The organism is Carboxylicivirga mesophila (genome assembly GCF_018271975.1).
GTDB classification, from domain to species: Bacteria; Bacteroidota; Bacteroidia; order Bacteroidales; family Marinilabiliaceae; genus Carboxylicivirga; species Carboxylicivirga mesophila.
The window spans coordinates 160525-174069 of the sequence record NZ_JAGUCN010000005.1; the positions used below are offsets into that span (position 1 = coordinate 160525).

The 13545-nt window shown below is 39.2% G+C and carries 12 protein-coding genes; 3 read left to right on the forward strand and 9 right to left on the reverse strand.

The genetic code is table 11. The features are described 5' to 3' along the window. A complete protein-coding gene (locus tag KEM09_RS06335) occupies positions 1 to 399 on the reverse strand; it encodes an RrF2 family transcriptional regulator (RefSeq protein ID WP_212226869.1) in 399 nt (132 codons plus the stop codon). Between the two features lie 101 nt (positions 400 to 500). Continuing rightward, on the reverse strand, positions 501 to 2147 hold the full coding sequence (locus KEM09_RS06340; protein ID WP_244824877.1) for a diphosphate--fructose-6-phosphate 1-phosphotransferase: 1647 nt from the start codon (positions 2145 to 2147) through the stop codon (positions 501 to 503). Between the two features lie 321 nt (positions 2148 to 2468). On the opposite strand from KEM09_RS06340, the gene KEM09_RS06345 reads away from it, so the two are divergent. After that, entirely contained in the window at positions 2469 to 3686 is a 1218-nt protein-coding gene (locus KEM09_RS06345) for a 6-phosphofructokinase (RefSeq protein WP_212226871.1), read from the forward strand. Positions 3687 to 3786: 100 nt separating this feature from the next. Further along, on the forward strand, positions 3787 to 4782 hold the full coding sequence (locus KEM09_RS06350) for a glycosyltransferase family 2 protein (protein WP_212226873.1): 996 nt from the start codon (positions 3787 to 3789) through the stop codon (positions 4780 to 4782). On the opposite strand, the gene KEM09_RS06355 is transcribed toward KEM09_RS06350, so the two are convergent. Next, the gene (locus KEM09_RS06355) at positions 4779 to 4985 is read right to left on the reverse strand and encodes a hypothetical protein (RefSeq protein WP_212226875.1); all 207 of its coding nucleotides are present in this window, start codon (positions 4983 to 4985) and stop codon (positions 4779 to 4781) included. The two genes, KEM09_RS06350 and KEM09_RS06355, sit on opposite strands and share 4 nt — an antisense overlap. Before the next feature lie 61 nt (positions 4986 to 5046). Continuing rightward, positions 5047 to 5640, reverse strand: coding sequence for a sigma-70 family RNA polymerase sigma factor (locus KEM09_RS06360; RefSeq protein WP_212188516.1), 594 nt, complete (start codon positions 5638 to 5640; stop codon positions 5047 to 5049). 204 nt (positions 5641 to 5844) lie between these two features. Here KEM09_RS06360 and uvrA point away from each other — a divergent pair, with 204 nt between their 5' ends. Continuing rightward, positions 5845 to 8649 carry an excinuclease ABC subunit UvrA gene (gene uvrA, locus KEM09_RS06365; RefSeq protein WP_212226877.1) on the forward strand — a complete coding sequence of 935 codons (2805 nt, stop codon included), beginning with the start codon at positions 5845 to 5847 and terminating at the stop codon, positions 8647 to 8649. A 32-nt stretch (positions 8650 to 8681) separates the two neighbouring features. Here the strand turns inward: uvrA and KEM09_RS06370 are convergent, their stop codons facing one another. From KEM09_RS06370 to KEM09_RS06390, 5 genes are all read right to left on the reverse strand, one after another. Next, a complete protein-coding gene (locus KEM09_RS06370; RefSeq protein ID WP_212226880.1) occupies positions 8682 to 9125 on the reverse strand; it encodes a hypothetical protein in 444 nt (147 codons plus the stop codon). 19 nt (positions 9126 to 9144) lie between these two features. Continuing rightward, positions 9145 to 10074, reverse strand: a complete 930-nt coding sequence (locus KEM09_RS06375; RefSeq protein WP_212226882.1) for a hypothetical protein — start codon at positions 10072 to 10074, stop codon at positions 9145 to 9147. 247 nt (positions 10075 to 10321) lie between these two features. Beyond that, positions 10322 to 11308, reverse strand: a complete 987-nt coding sequence (locus tag KEM09_RS06380) for a dihydroorotate dehydrogenase-like protein (RefSeq protein WP_212226885.1) — start codon at positions 11306 to 11308, stop codon at positions 10322 to 10324. A gap of 112 nt (positions 11309 to 11420) precedes the next feature. Then, positions 11421 to 12092: a YggS family pyridoxal phosphate-dependent enzyme gene (locus KEM09_RS06385; RefSeq protein WP_212226887.1), complete on the reverse strand. Its 672-nt coding sequence runs from the start codon at positions 12090 to 12092 to the stop codon at positions 11421 to 11423. Positions 12093 to 12205: 113 nt separating this feature from the next. Then, positions 12206 to 13462 (reverse strand): DUF1015 domain-containing protein, encoded by a 1257-nt coding sequence (locus KEM09_RS06390; RefSeq protein ID WP_212226889.1) that lies wholly within the window; start codon positions 13460 to 13462, stop codon positions 12206 to 12208. Between the last annotated feature and the right edge of the window lie 83 nt (positions 13463 to 13545).

The following is a 13545-nucleotide window of genomic DNA, read 5'->3' on the forward strand; positions in this document are numbered from 1 at the left end:
TCAGATATATTCATTCAGAAAGTGGCTTTCCATATATTCCTTAAATTCCTTTGTCATATTGCGAGATAGGTCGCCAAGCATGCATGAACCTATAATACAGGTACGTTTATCGCCCGGACATGACTGGATAGCCACTTTACCCTCAATGGCCTCATAAATCATGAGTAACGAAATTTCTTCCGGCTCCTGCTTGAGTACAAAACCACCACTTGGGCCACGGTTCGACGCCACAAAATCTTCTTTCGCCAATCGCTGCATCACTTTTGCAACATGATGTTTCGAGCTCTCAATAGCTTCTGATATTTGATTGACATTAAGTTTTGTGTCACTTCTGGCAATTAGAACCATAGAGTGAAGAGCTATGGATGCAGCTTCTGAAAGTGTTACTATTTTTGACATATCCCGTAAAAAAAGGAAATTGAATACTTAAATATTTATTTGAACAAAAATATAAAAAAACCCGTAACTACAAGAGCTACGGGTTATAATATTAAAACTTTCTATTGTTGCTCGTATTTTAAAGTATTTGTAGTAAGGTCACATACCTCTGAAGGACCAAAATACTGAATAGGACCTGGGTACATATAATTGGTATTTAATGCCCATTCTTCACGATTTTCAACCAGTTTCTTGAAAGGAGCTCCATTTAACTGTACCAGTGCCTTCTGAATTACTGGCTTCATCTCACCATGACGTTTCTCCATGTTCATCATCATTGTAACTGGTACACCGCCTGCCATCCATTCTGATGAAGGAGCAGTAAGGTTACGTACAGATGCCATATAACCAGTCTTGCCTTCTCCAATGAGCATTGAAGCTGTGTTACCAAGTGAATAACAATAATCAGCATCAAAGTTAGAAGGAGCTGCACAACGTCCTTCATAACCAAAGAAGTGCGGCTGACCTTTGAATTTACCTTTGAATTCACCCGCTTTTTTCATGCTTTTCAACTTGGCTTTCACCATGTCAATCAACATTTTTTCTGTTTCGATAAGTGAAACCTGAACGTTACCATGTGGATCACGATCCAACATTAACTGGTTGGCAATTGAGTTTGGCAGTGATACGAATACTTCACGTGATTCTTCAGAAATACGCTCAGCTACAAATTCACGCTTTTCTTTGTTGCCTTCTAATGCATTAACAGCCTCTTCGTTATGTGCCAGGAAGTCATTTAACTCTGCAATTAACTTCTTCATAGCAGGAATAAATTCTACTAATCCCTCAGGAATCAGCACTGTACCAAAATTATCTCCGTTTTCAGCACGCTTAGCCACAATATTGGCAATGTAACTTACTACATCATCCAAGGTTTGTTGCTTAGCCTCTACCTCTTCTGAAATAATAGTGATATTTGGCTGAGTTTGTAAGGCACATTCTAAAGCAATATGAGAAGCCGAACGCCCCATTAGCTTAATAAAGTGCCAGTACTTTTTAGCTGAGTTGGCATCACGCTGAATGTTACCAATTAATTCGCTATATACTTTACAAGCTGTATCAAAACCAAATGATGTTTCAATCATTTCGTTTTTAAGGTCACCATCAATCGTTTTAGGCACGCCAATCACCTGCACACCTGCTTGTTTCTCTTTGTAGTACTCTGCTAGTACACATGCATTTGTATTTGAGTCATCACCACCAATAATAACTAAAGCAGTAATGTCTAACTCTTTGCAATTAACTAAAGCCTTTTCGTATTGCTCAGTTTCTTCCAATTTAGTACGACCTGAACCAATAATATCAAAACCTCCAGTGTTTCGGTAATGGTTTACTATATCCTCAGTTAACTCAATGTATTGGTTATCAACCAAGCCACCAGGCCCCCCCAGGAAACCATACAATTTATTCTCTGGATTCAACTTCTTTAGTCCGTCGTATAATCCCGAAATCACGTTATGTCCACCTGGCGCCTGACCACCAGAAAGAATCACGCCTACATTCTGAGCTGCATATTCCTTTGCGTCACCTGGCTCAAATGTTAAAACAGGCATACCATAAGTATTTGGAAACATCTTTTCAATATCTGCCTGGTCAGCTACTGATTCAGTTGCTTTTCCCTCTACAATCTTAATACCACCTTTTAAAGATGATGGCATTTTAGGCACGTAGCTTTCGCGTGCAATCTGAAGTGGACTTTTAATCATCATACTGTCGTGTATTGTTTTAATTTGGTATCTGTACAAAAATGTGTTTTATAACACCTTTTTTCTAATGAATTGCAAATTTGCTTATATTTTTTCAAAACAGGAAGGCTCAATATTAACAATTTACAATCTTTAACTTATTTAGAGTGAATTTGATTAAAGTTTAAAACAAAGCCTTCTGTCAGTTTACATTTCAATAGCTTTCTTTCCTGTTAAAGTTCCAAACTGTTTTTATTATTTTTTTACCATTCAAAATTGATTTGCAGAATTTTAGATAATAACTTGTATAAAAACAACAATCATCTAAAAACCGATTTTGGCATCATGAATCTAAAAAAAAACATTTCAAAAACCATTGCCATACTTACCGGAGGAGGCGATGTACCAGGGTTAAATCCGGCGATAAGAGCAATTACTATACGGGCAATCAGGGAAGGGTTTAAAGTAATTGGCATTAAAAATGGCTGGAAAGGAGTTATCTCCATCAATCCGCTCTTACCTCTCGAAGAACAAGCTTATTGCATCCAGTTAGACGATCATATGGTTAACAGACTGGGAAGAACAGGTGGTACATTTCTGCATTCAAGTCGGACTAAAGCTGATAAAGTACATATAAATGAAGTGCCCGATCACCTGAAAGGCAGCTATAAAGAGGAGTACAATGATTTAACCCCGGAAGCCGTCAAAAACCTAAAACACCTGGGTATCGATTACCTGATACCAATAGGCGGTGACGATACCTTAAGTTACGCTGTCCGGCTGCATCACGAAGGTGTTAAAACCATTGGCGTACCCAAAACTATGGATGGGGATGTACCAGGAACTGAATACTGCATAGGCTTCAGCACCTGCGTTACCAGAACAATTGAGCTCACTCACGCTTTACGTACTTGTGCCGGTTCACACGAACGTTTCCTGGTATTGGAAGTGTTTGGTCGAAATGCAGGCTTCTCCGCCCTACTGCCAACAATGGGAGGTGCAGCTGATCGCTGTGTAATACCGGAACACCAGATTAATATTGAACAGCTGGCGGCATTAATGGTTGAAGATCGTAATAACAACCCCAGTAAATATTCGGTGGTACTAGTTTCTGAGGGAGCAAGTTACGAAGGGGGTAATATTTTATACTCAAGTCACGAAACAGATGCTTTTGGTCACAAAAAGTTAGGTGGTATTGGTGAAGATATTGGTCAGCAACTCAAACGTCTTTCTCCCAAATTCAACAATGGCAAAACCATCAATGTGATTAACCAAAAGTTAGGTTACCTGGTACGTTCAGGCATGCCAGATGCCCTGGATTCTATTGTTCCTACTGCCTATGCCAACCTGGCAATGGATTTAATTATACAGGGTCTATCTGGTCAGATGGTTTGCATTAATGATGGAAAATATAGTCATATATCAATTGAGGCAGTCAAAAAAGACGAGCATGGTCAAAGCACCAAGAAGGTGAATGTCAGTAAATTCTACGATACCAATCGATACCGCCCCAATTATTCCAATATCATTGGCGATCCCATGCTGATATTAACGCGCGAATAAACAAAAAGGCCTTGGAGTTAAACATAACTCCAGGCTTTAACTTTCAATAACCTTTTCGGACAACAATATTTGCTATATTTGGTGGCATAAAGCAAAAACCATGCAGTTTTCAGTAATAATTCCTATCTACAACAGGCCTGACGAAATTGTTGAATTGTTAGAATCTTTAACACTACAATCTGCTAAATCTGTATTTGAAGTTATTATTGTTGAAGATGGTTCTTCAACCCCATGCAAGGAGGTTATTGAACCCTATTTCAGCCAGTTAAACCTGCATTATTACACGCAATCCAACCAAGGACCAGGAATGGCCCGAAACCATGGAGCAGCAAAAGCAATAGGAGAATACCTGATTTTTTTTGACAGCGACTGTATTATCCCATCAAATTACTTCAATCATGTAATTGAACATCTAGATATACAGCCACTTGATTGCTTCGGCGGCCCGGATAGGTCACATCCTTTTTTTACACCCATTCAAAAAGCTATCAGCTATTCAATGACCTCACCAATTACAACTGGTGGCATACGTGGTGGAAGTCGTAAAATGGATAAGTTCTATCCCCGCAGTTTTAATTTGGGGATCCGTAAAACAGCATTCGAAGCCATTGATGGATTTGCTGATATGCGCTTTGGAGAAGACCTCGATTTAAGTATGCGAACGATGGATAGTGGTTATAATGTCGGCCTCATAAAGGAAGCCTACGTCTACCATAAGCGCCGTACTCACTTTAAAGCCTTTTTCAAGCAAGTCTTTAACTCTGGTATAGCCCGAATTGATTTATCGCTTTTACATCCGGGAACATTAAAACCGGTTCACCTGCTGCCATCAGTTTTCACCATTGGTTACCCGCTCTTGCTTTTCCTTGCTTTCATCTGGTCACCTTGGTTCTCGCTACTCTTTCTTTTGTTTCCAGCCATTATCTATCTGGATGCACAATTCAGAACAAAGAGCTTCCTGGTAGCCATATTAAGCACATGGGCTTCATTAATTCAGCTAACAGGATACGGTACTGGTTTTCTAAAAGCTTTTTGGGTACGAATAGTAAAAAAGAAGGGCGCCTTTCACAATTTTGCCAAATCCTTTTACGATTAATTTATCACCATACCATTCTCACAGCCCAATACATTCATTGACTGATACGAGCGGGCAAATGCCTTTATGCTGGATATTATGAATTCGTGTGGCCGCAACTCTGCATTATTAAATAATGCATCAGGCAGATTTTCAAATACCGACAATAGCAAATCAGCCTCTTCTTCGTAGGCTGCAAAATCTTGAGTAGTTGTTTTACGCATAGGCACTGCTATTTAATTATTTATTACAACTAAATAACGCAGTGCAACCAATTATATTGTACTACTGCAATGTTAAAGAAATATTTCGCTCTTCGGCCAATCTGCGAAGGTTCATTAATGCATAACGCATTCTCCCCAGGGCTGTATTGATGCTTACATTGGTTTCTTCAGCTATTTCTTTAAAACTCAAATCCCGGTAATGCCGCATCATCACAACCTCTCGCTGGTTATCAGGTAATAATTTTACCAACATACCAACTTCCTGCATCACTTGTTCATATACCAATTGTTCTTCTATCGATTTATCTGAAAATGAAGTAGAGTTAAACAAATCATACTCATAATTGTCATTTGAGATAACCGACTGATTCTTTTGCTTACGATAATAGTCGATAATGAGGTTATGCGCAATACGCATTACCCAGGAAGAAAACTTGCCTGTATCATTATAGCGACCATTTTTAAGGGTTCGTATAACGCGTATAAACGCTTCCTGAAAGATATCTTCAGCAAGTTCCTGTTGTTTTACACACATTACAATGTAAGAAAAAATCTTTGCCTTGTGACGTTCAATTAGTACATCTATTGAACCAGCATCACCAGCAACAAAATCCTTTACAAGTTGCTCATCAGAAAGCACTAATTGCTTTTCCATAATCAATTATTTTTAAACATCTCGTAAAGGTGCGTCGATAGGCATATTTTTTAAGAAATAACTACTTAATTGTTTTCGGTTGTAAAAAAAGTAAAAAATTGTTTAAAAACCAAATACCACTGACTGCAACTATCTACCCACTGAAGTGTTTCAATTGTAATATCCAGCATATATCTTTGTTTGCACAAAAAGATTTGTAAGAGCATGCAGAAAAAAGCAATTACAGTTAAAGGAGCCAGAGTTCATAATCTTAAAAATATAGACATAGAAATACCTCGCAACCAGTTCATTGTTATTACAGGAGTTTCTGGTAGCGGTAAGTCGTCTTTGGCATTTGACACGTTATATGCCGAAGGTCAGAGACGCTATGTTGAAAGCCTAAGCGCCTATGCCCGTCAGTTCCTGGGACGATTGGACAAACCAGATGTTGACTTTATTAAAGGCATTCCTCCTGCCATTGCCATCGAGCAAAAAGTAAATACACGTAATCCACGCTCTACTGTTGGAACCAGCACCGAAGTGTATGATTATATCAAATTGTTATTTGCGCGCATTGGAAAAACTATATCACCCATAAGTGGTAAGGAAGTAAAAAGGCACTACACCAGTGATGTGGTTAATTTTATTAAACAGCTGCCCAAAGGCTGTAAATTAGCCATACTTTCCCCGATAGTATCTGCCGATGACAGACAATGTCATGAACATCTCAACATACTGCTTAAGCAAGGCTTTAGCCGCGTTGAAATAGACAATCAATTTATACGTATCGATGAGCTTCTGACGGAAGAGAAGGAAGCAAAACAAGCATGTAAAGAGATGCTTCTGGTAATCGATCGCCTATCGGCCAGCGATGATGAAGATACTTTAGGCCGCCTGGCCGACTCCATTCAAACCGCTTTTTATGAAGGTAAAGGCGAATGCCTTGTAAAAGTATATGAAGGCAGCACCACAACAGTTCATGAGTTCTCGAATAAATTTGAACTTGACGGAATCGAGTTTGAACTGCCGACAGAACATATGTTTACATTTAATAATCCGGTAGGTGCTTGTCCCGAGTGCGAAGGATTTGGCAATGTAATTGGTATTGATGAAGATTTGGTGATCCCCAATAAAGGGCTATCCATATTTGAAGATGCAATAGCCTGCTGGAAAGGTGATAAAATGAAAGAATGGAAAGAGCGACTGATTAGAAGTGCTCACCATTTTAATTTCCCGGTACACAGCCCGTATTTCGAATTAAGCCCGGAACAAAGAGAGCTATTATGGACCGGCAACAGGCACTTTAAAGGATTAAATGCCTTCTTCAAACATTTGGAGGAAAAGCAATACAAGATACAGTACCGAGTTATGCTTTCGCGATACCGTGGCAAAACCACTTGCCCTGCGTGCAAAGGCACGCGACTGAAAAAAGAAGCAAGCTGGGTGAAAATTGGTGATAAAAGTATCCATGAGCTGGTTGTTCTGCCTATAAGCGAGCTACAGAACTTCTTCAAGGTTTTGAGCCTGTCAGAGCATGAATTGGATGTATCAAAACGGCTGCTTCACGAAATTCGCACCAGATTAAGCTTTTTATGTGATGTTGGTCTTGGTTATTTAACACTGAACCGCCTATCTTCTACACTTTCTGGGGGCGAAAGTCAACGCATTAACCTGGCTACCAGCCTGGGTAGCAGCCTGGTTGGTTCTTTGTATATACTTGATGAGCCTAGTATTGGGCTTCACTCGCGCGATACAGCATTGCTTATCAATGTACTTCGTAACCTGCAGCAGGTTGGCAATACTGTTATTGTGGTGGAGCACGATGAGGATATTATCCGTTCGGCCGATACCATTATTGATATCGGTCCGCTAGCAGGTCGTTTGGGAGGCGAATTGGTTTTCCAGGGTGATTTCAGACAACTGGAAGCTTCAGACAAAAGCTTAACAACAAAATACCTTAATGGCACAGAAGCCATAACCATTCCTGATAGCAGACGGTCATTCAATGAAGCTATTAATATTTCTGGCGCCTGCGAAAACAACCTGAAGAACATTAACGTCAAGTTTCCACTCAACATAATGACGGTCGTTACAGGTGTATCAGGCAGTGGCAAGTCATCATTGGTTAAGAAAATCCTCTACCCTGCCCTAAAAAAGCGCTTAGGTGGTTATGCCGATAAAACAGGATCCTTTGACCTTATTGATGGGGCAATTAATAACTTACACGAAGTTGAATTTGTTGACCAAAACCCAATTGGTAAAAGCTCACGCTCAAATCCGGCAACCTACCTGAAAGCCTATGATGAGATTCGCAAGCTAATGGCCGATCAGCAAGCCTCCATAAACCTAGGCTTAAAACCTTCACACTTTTCGTTTAATATAGATGGTGGCCGATGTGAGGAATGCCAGGGTGAAGGCACCATTAAGGTTGAGATGCAATTTATGGCCGATATTGTGCTACAGTGTGAGAGCTGCAAAGGAAAACGCTTCAAGGATGATATTCTGGAAGTAAAATATAACGGCAAAAATGTGTATGACATACTGGAAATGACCGTTAATGAGGCGATTGATTTCTTTGGTGAAAGTAGCAAAAGTACTGAGAAACGCATCATCAAACGCCTCAAACCATTGCAGGATGTTGGACTGGGATATATAAAACTAGGTCAGTCGTCCAGTACGCTTAGCGGTGGTGAAAGCCAACGCGTTAAACTGGCCTTTTACCTGGCTAACGAAAGAAGCCAGCCAACTATGTTTATTTTCGATGAGCCAACAACTGGCTTGCACTTTCATGACATTCGTAAACTACTCGATGCTTTTTCTGCCCTCATCAAAAATGGCCATTCACTAATCATTGTTGAGCACAACATGGATGTGATTAAATGTGCCGACTGGGTCATTGATTTAGGACCTGAAGGAGGAAATGATGGTGGCTTCCTGGTATACGAGGGAACGCCTGACGATTTATTGAAATGTCCAAAATCATACACCGGTAAATATCTTCGACCCTATATAACAACAAAGAGCTCTTAAAAGAGCTCTTTGCATTTTATGTATTAGGTCACTTATTTCTTTTTCTTCTTTCCAGGTTCTAATCCAAACAACACCGACACACAGCCATTAATTAAGTCATCTGCTCCGGTGCTTTTTTCCAACACATTCAATTCAACAATCAGCATCTGCGTTGATTCGACTTTAAAGTCCCACACCAAACGATAATCGTATTTGATGTTATCAAACAGCACATTTCCTTCTTTATCTAAAATACGAAAATGAATATCGGGCAACTGCTCAACTTTGGCAATGGCCACCCGGTATTTCTGTCCGCTAAAAAATGTCTTATACAATTCCGCCTTTTCTCCTTCTTCGAGTATGGTTGCATTGTAATTACCATCATGAATATATTCACCCAGGTAATCCTTACCAACACTTTTAGCAAAATTGATACACTGACTGTTGACATTAAGCACGCCAAGAAACAGGCTAATCAGTATGATTGATAAACGCATATTTTCTTGTCAAAATCGATTAAGAAACAAATTCAGTTCTGATCTCCTCAACCTTCTTCATCAGCTCTTCAAATACGATAGGAGAAATTACGGCTTCAGACTCAGCTTTGATAGTTGTCACTCGTGATTCAGCATCTGTCTCTGCTTCTATCTTCGAGGTATTGCTAATCTCAACCTTTTCAAATATCTCATTCAATTCAGATATACGCTCCAATAAATACTGTACATCTTCATTATCCTGATACTCTTCTAATAAATTAATAACTGTATAAAGACTTAACTTTTGATATACAATACGATCGATTAATCGCTTATTATTCTCAACAGAACCATTGGTCAATCGAGTTGCCAGATATAGACCTTCTACCCATCCTCCAACAAGAACCATTACCGCAATGGCGGGACGATCGTTTTCGGTAAGATAAGCGTTTGATGACATAAATGTTTCAGAGATGATATCCAGCATCACATCTCTGTTATCTATATTAGCTTCAAGCTTTTTTAGAGTTTCCTCATCAATGGCATCCATTATGCCTAAACCATCTGCCAGTCTTTTGGCGTTGGCCATGTATTTGATAGAGCTTTGAGTTTGGTCAAATAAGCTGGTGTAACTCAAATCAGCCGAATAAATACCCAGGTTAAGTGCCATTTGACGATTAGTAGAGTATTTATCGATATTAGATAGTGGATTCAAAAGTTCTTCGCTGTAAGTGGCACCTGCTCGCTTAATCAACATGGCCGTTTCAAGAGGTGAAGGCAATGAGTAAAAAATAAGTTTTGATTTCTTAAAATCATCTACCAGTTTTCCGTCAACATTAACAGACTCTACAATCTGCTGTTCTTCTGACTTTTGCTTCTTCTGCCCCGAATTACAAGACGAAAAAACAAGAACTCCTCCTATCGCAAGTGATAAAAAGTAAATGGTAGCTTTGGTCATTATACGTTTCATAATGAATGAATATTTGAACTTCTGGTTATTTTAATTTCAACGTTTCGTTTTTGAAAATTAGTATAAAAATATTAAATAAAACGAATTAGGCCGGCATTTTAGCATTATAAATATTAGCCACAGCTATATAACAATTAATTATTGCTAAAAGTTTGCTGAGCCGCCCTACTAACACACAGTCACTTATAAAAAAGTCCGGCTTATTAAAGCCGGACTTTTTTTTCAATATCTAAAATTATCAAAATTTCTATTCGTATGATGAGAAATACTTCATAAACTGAGCCCGCTCATACAAAGCTGGATTCTCAATCTTACTGTAGCTCATCAAACCTCTGAATTCATCGATCGTGTTGTACTCCTTCTCTTCCATCCACTGATTTAATGTGTCAAGCATTTCAGTGATTACTTTAGGACCATGCTTATACACTGCAGAACATGTCTGTACACTGGTTGCTCCGGCAAGCAATTGCTTAACCACAGCTGCTCCATCATGAACACCTGTTGAAGCTGAAATATCTATATTATGCACCTTATCTGATGTAATGGCTACCCAACGCAATGTGCGTCTCATATCAGCCGGAGAACTAAGCACCTCAGCTGAGGTTAGAGCCATTTTGTTGATATCAATATCAGGCTCATAGAAACGATTAAACAGTATAACCCCCTTAGCTCCTGAAACAGACAGGCGATTGACCACTTTAACCAAATTAGAGAAATAGAGGCCTAATTTTACTGAAACAGGCATCTTCACCACCTTACTCACGTTGGTCACCACATCGACATAAAGCTGTTCATAAGCTTCCGGATCGCTATTTTTATCAGTATTTAATACAAACACATTCAGTTCTAGCGCGTCTGCCCCAGCAGCCTCTATTTGTTGCGCAAAATCCACCCATTCATCCGATGAGAAGCAATTGATACTGGCTATAACAGGAATATCGTATTGCTTTTTGGTTTCACTAATTAACTTTAGGTAATCGGCAACAGAGTTGTCCCGCGTATATCCTTTTACATAATCAGCCGCCTCAGGATAATCAAATCCTTCGCCTTTGTAGATAATGTTGTTTATTTCGTGATTAATCTGCTCTTCAAAAAGCGATTTTAACACCACAGCACCGGCACCGGCTTCCACAAGTTTACCAATTTTATCTACACTATTGGTTAAACCTGAACTACTAACGACAATCGGATTCTTCAGTGTTAATCCAAGGTATTTAGTTTCTAAATTTGCCATTGGGGTTATTATTTTTTATACAAGTCTTGATTAAAGCAAATATAAACAAAAGTCCACCACCTGAAAGCTTCAGTGATAAATTATTGTTGATGACAGCTAATATAGAATGGTTTTAATGATAATTGCGGGCACCAAAAATGGAACTGCCCACTCGTACCATTGTACTGCCTTCTTCAATAGCAATAAGGTAATCACCCGACATACCCATACTTATCTCTTTGAAATCCTCACTCTTAGAAAATATTGAATTTTTCAATCTGTTATATAATTCCTTCAATGAATGAAACTCCTTTTTTATCTGTTGTTCATCATCTGTATAAGTAGCCATTCCCATTACGCCACGAATTTCTACATGACTTAATTCTTCTAACAACTCTTTACTAAGTAAGCTCATTAGTTCATCTTCCGAAAAACCAAACTTACTTTCCTCTTCGGCAATATGCACCTGCAACAAACAAGGAATTTTACGACTATTCTTCTTTCCTTCCTTATTAATTGTTCGGAGTAACTTTTCGGTATCAACCCCATGTATAAGGCTTACAAATGGCGCAATATATTTCACCTTATTACTCTGCAGGTGTCCAATCATATGCCACTCAATATCTTTAGGAAGCGTTTCAAATTTTGTGGTTAATTCCTGCACCTTATTTTCGCCAAAGACTCTTTGTCCGGCTTCATAGGCCTCCATGACATCTTCATTGGGTTTTGTTTTAGATACAGCTACTAATAAAGCTCTGTTTTTTATTTGCTGCTTAACGGCAAGTAGATTATCCTGAATTGACATGTTCTGTTTTTTAGAAGTACAAATGTACAGACTTAGGTGATTAGTACAAAAAAGCCTCCCTGCTAAAGGAGGCTTAAAACGGATATTTAGTTAGTCTGTATTTTTGGTAAAGACTATTTAGATTCTAATTTATGAATAACCAGACCAGAACGCAACTTTGGCTCGAACCAAGTTGTTTTTGGAGGCATGATATTACCAGTATCTGCAATATCAATCAATTGCTGCATTGAAACAGGATACAAAGCAAATGCTACTTTCATATCACCTGAATCCACACGTTTCTTCAATTCACCCAAACCACGGATGCCACCAACGAAATCGATGCGGGTCGAACGGCGTAAATCTTCAATACCTAACATGTTATCCAAAACATGATTAGACAGAATCGTTACATCTAATACCCCAATTGGATCGTTATCGTTATAAGTGCCTTCTTTCGCATTTAGTTTGTACCACTTACCCTCAAGGTACATGCTGAACTCGTGCAATTGAGCCGGACGATACTCTTCCTCTCCCATGCACTCAACCACAAACACTTCCTCAAGCTTACTCAGCAACTCTTCAGGTGTCAAACCATTTAAATCTTTCACTACTCGGTTGTAGTCAATAATTTTCAACTGGTTATCAGGGAAATGTACAGCCATGAAGAAGTTATATGATTCTTCGCCTGTATGATTTGGGTTCTGACCTTTTTTCTCTTCGCCAATACGAGCACCAGCAGCAGTACGGTGGTGACCATCGGCAACATAAGTTGCAGGCACTTTCGTTTCAAATAATTCTTCCAAACGCTTATTGGTTTCTGCATCGTTGATGGCCCAAAGGTGGTGCCCAAAACCATCTTCAGCTGTAAAATCATAGTCTGCAGCCTGATTTTTCACGATATTCTCTACAACAGCGTCAATCTCAGGAACTGCCTTATATGAGAAGAATACTGGTTCAATATTAGCATCCAGGTAACGCGTCAGAATCATACGATCTTCCTCTTTATCCGGACGAGTTAACTCATGCTTTTTGATGATGCCGTTAGCATAATCTTCACATGCAGCAGCACCCACAATACCGTACTGAGTGCGTCCATCCATTGTTTGCGCATAGATGTAGTACTTGGCCTCCTCATCCTGCACTAACCAGCCTTTTTCCTGGAAAGCTTTGAAGTTAGATACTGATTTTTCATAAACTTCTTCAGAATGGATGTCTGTTCCGGCAGGACAATCAATCTCTGCGCGTGTAATATGTAGTAACGAACAATCTTTTCCTTCAGCCATTTGAGCTGCTTCCTGGCTGTTCATCACGTCGTATGGTAAACAGGCTAAGTCTTGCGAAATATTCTGCGGAGGTCTTAAGCCTTTGAATGGTTTAATAATTGCCATTTCTTAATATTTAGTTAGTTTTTAGTATATAACTGATTAAAATCAAGCAACTACATTGGGGCAATTGCTCTGATACAAATGTA

Coding starts and splice junctions, on each gene's coding strand:
- KEM09_RS06385 (WP_212226887.1), bottom strand. CDS start 12,092: ATGTCAATTCAGGATAATCTACTTGCCGTTAAGCAGCAAATAAAAAAC.
- KEM09_RS06345 (WP_212226871.1), top strand. CDS start 2,469: ATGAATCTAAAAAAAAACATTTCAAAAACCATTGCCATACTTACCGGA.
- KEM09_RS06350 (WP_212226873.1), top strand. CDS start 3,787: ATGCAGTTTTCAGTAATAATTCCTATCTACAACAGGCCTGACGAAATT.
- uvrA (WP_212226877.1), top strand. CDS start 5,845: ATGCAGAAAAAAGCAATTACAGTTAAAGGAGCCAGAGTTCATAATCTT.
- KEM09_RS06355 (WP_212226875.1), bottom strand. CDS start 4,985: ATGCGTAAAACAACTACTCAAGATTTTGCAGCCTACGAAGAAGAGGCT.
- KEM09_RS06335 (WP_212226869.1), bottom strand. CDS start 399: ATGTCAAAAATAGTAACACTTTCAGAAGCTGCATCCATAGCTCTTCAC.
- KEM09_RS06390 (WP_212226889.1), bottom strand. CDS start 13,462: ATGGCAATTATTAAACCATTCAAAGGCTTAAGACCTCCGCAGAATATT.
- KEM09_RS06375 (WP_212226882.1), bottom strand. CDS start 10,074: ATGAAACGTATAATGACCAAAGCTACCATTTACTTTTTATCACTTGCG.
- KEM09_RS06370 (WP_212226880.1), bottom strand. CDS start 9,125: ATGCGTTTATCAATCATACTGATTAGCCTGTTTCTTGGCGTGCTTAAT.
- KEM09_RS06340 (WP_244824877.1), bottom strand. CDS start 2,147: ATGATGATTAAAAGTCCACTTCAGATTGCACGCGAAAGCTACGTGCCT.
- KEM09_RS06360 (WP_212188516.1), bottom strand. CDS start 5,640: ATGGAAAAGCAATTAGTGCTTTCTGATGAGCAACTTGTAAAGGATTTT.
- KEM09_RS06380 (WP_212226885.1), bottom strand. CDS start 11,308: ATGGCAAATTTAGAAACTAAATACCTTGGATTAACACTGAAGAATCCG.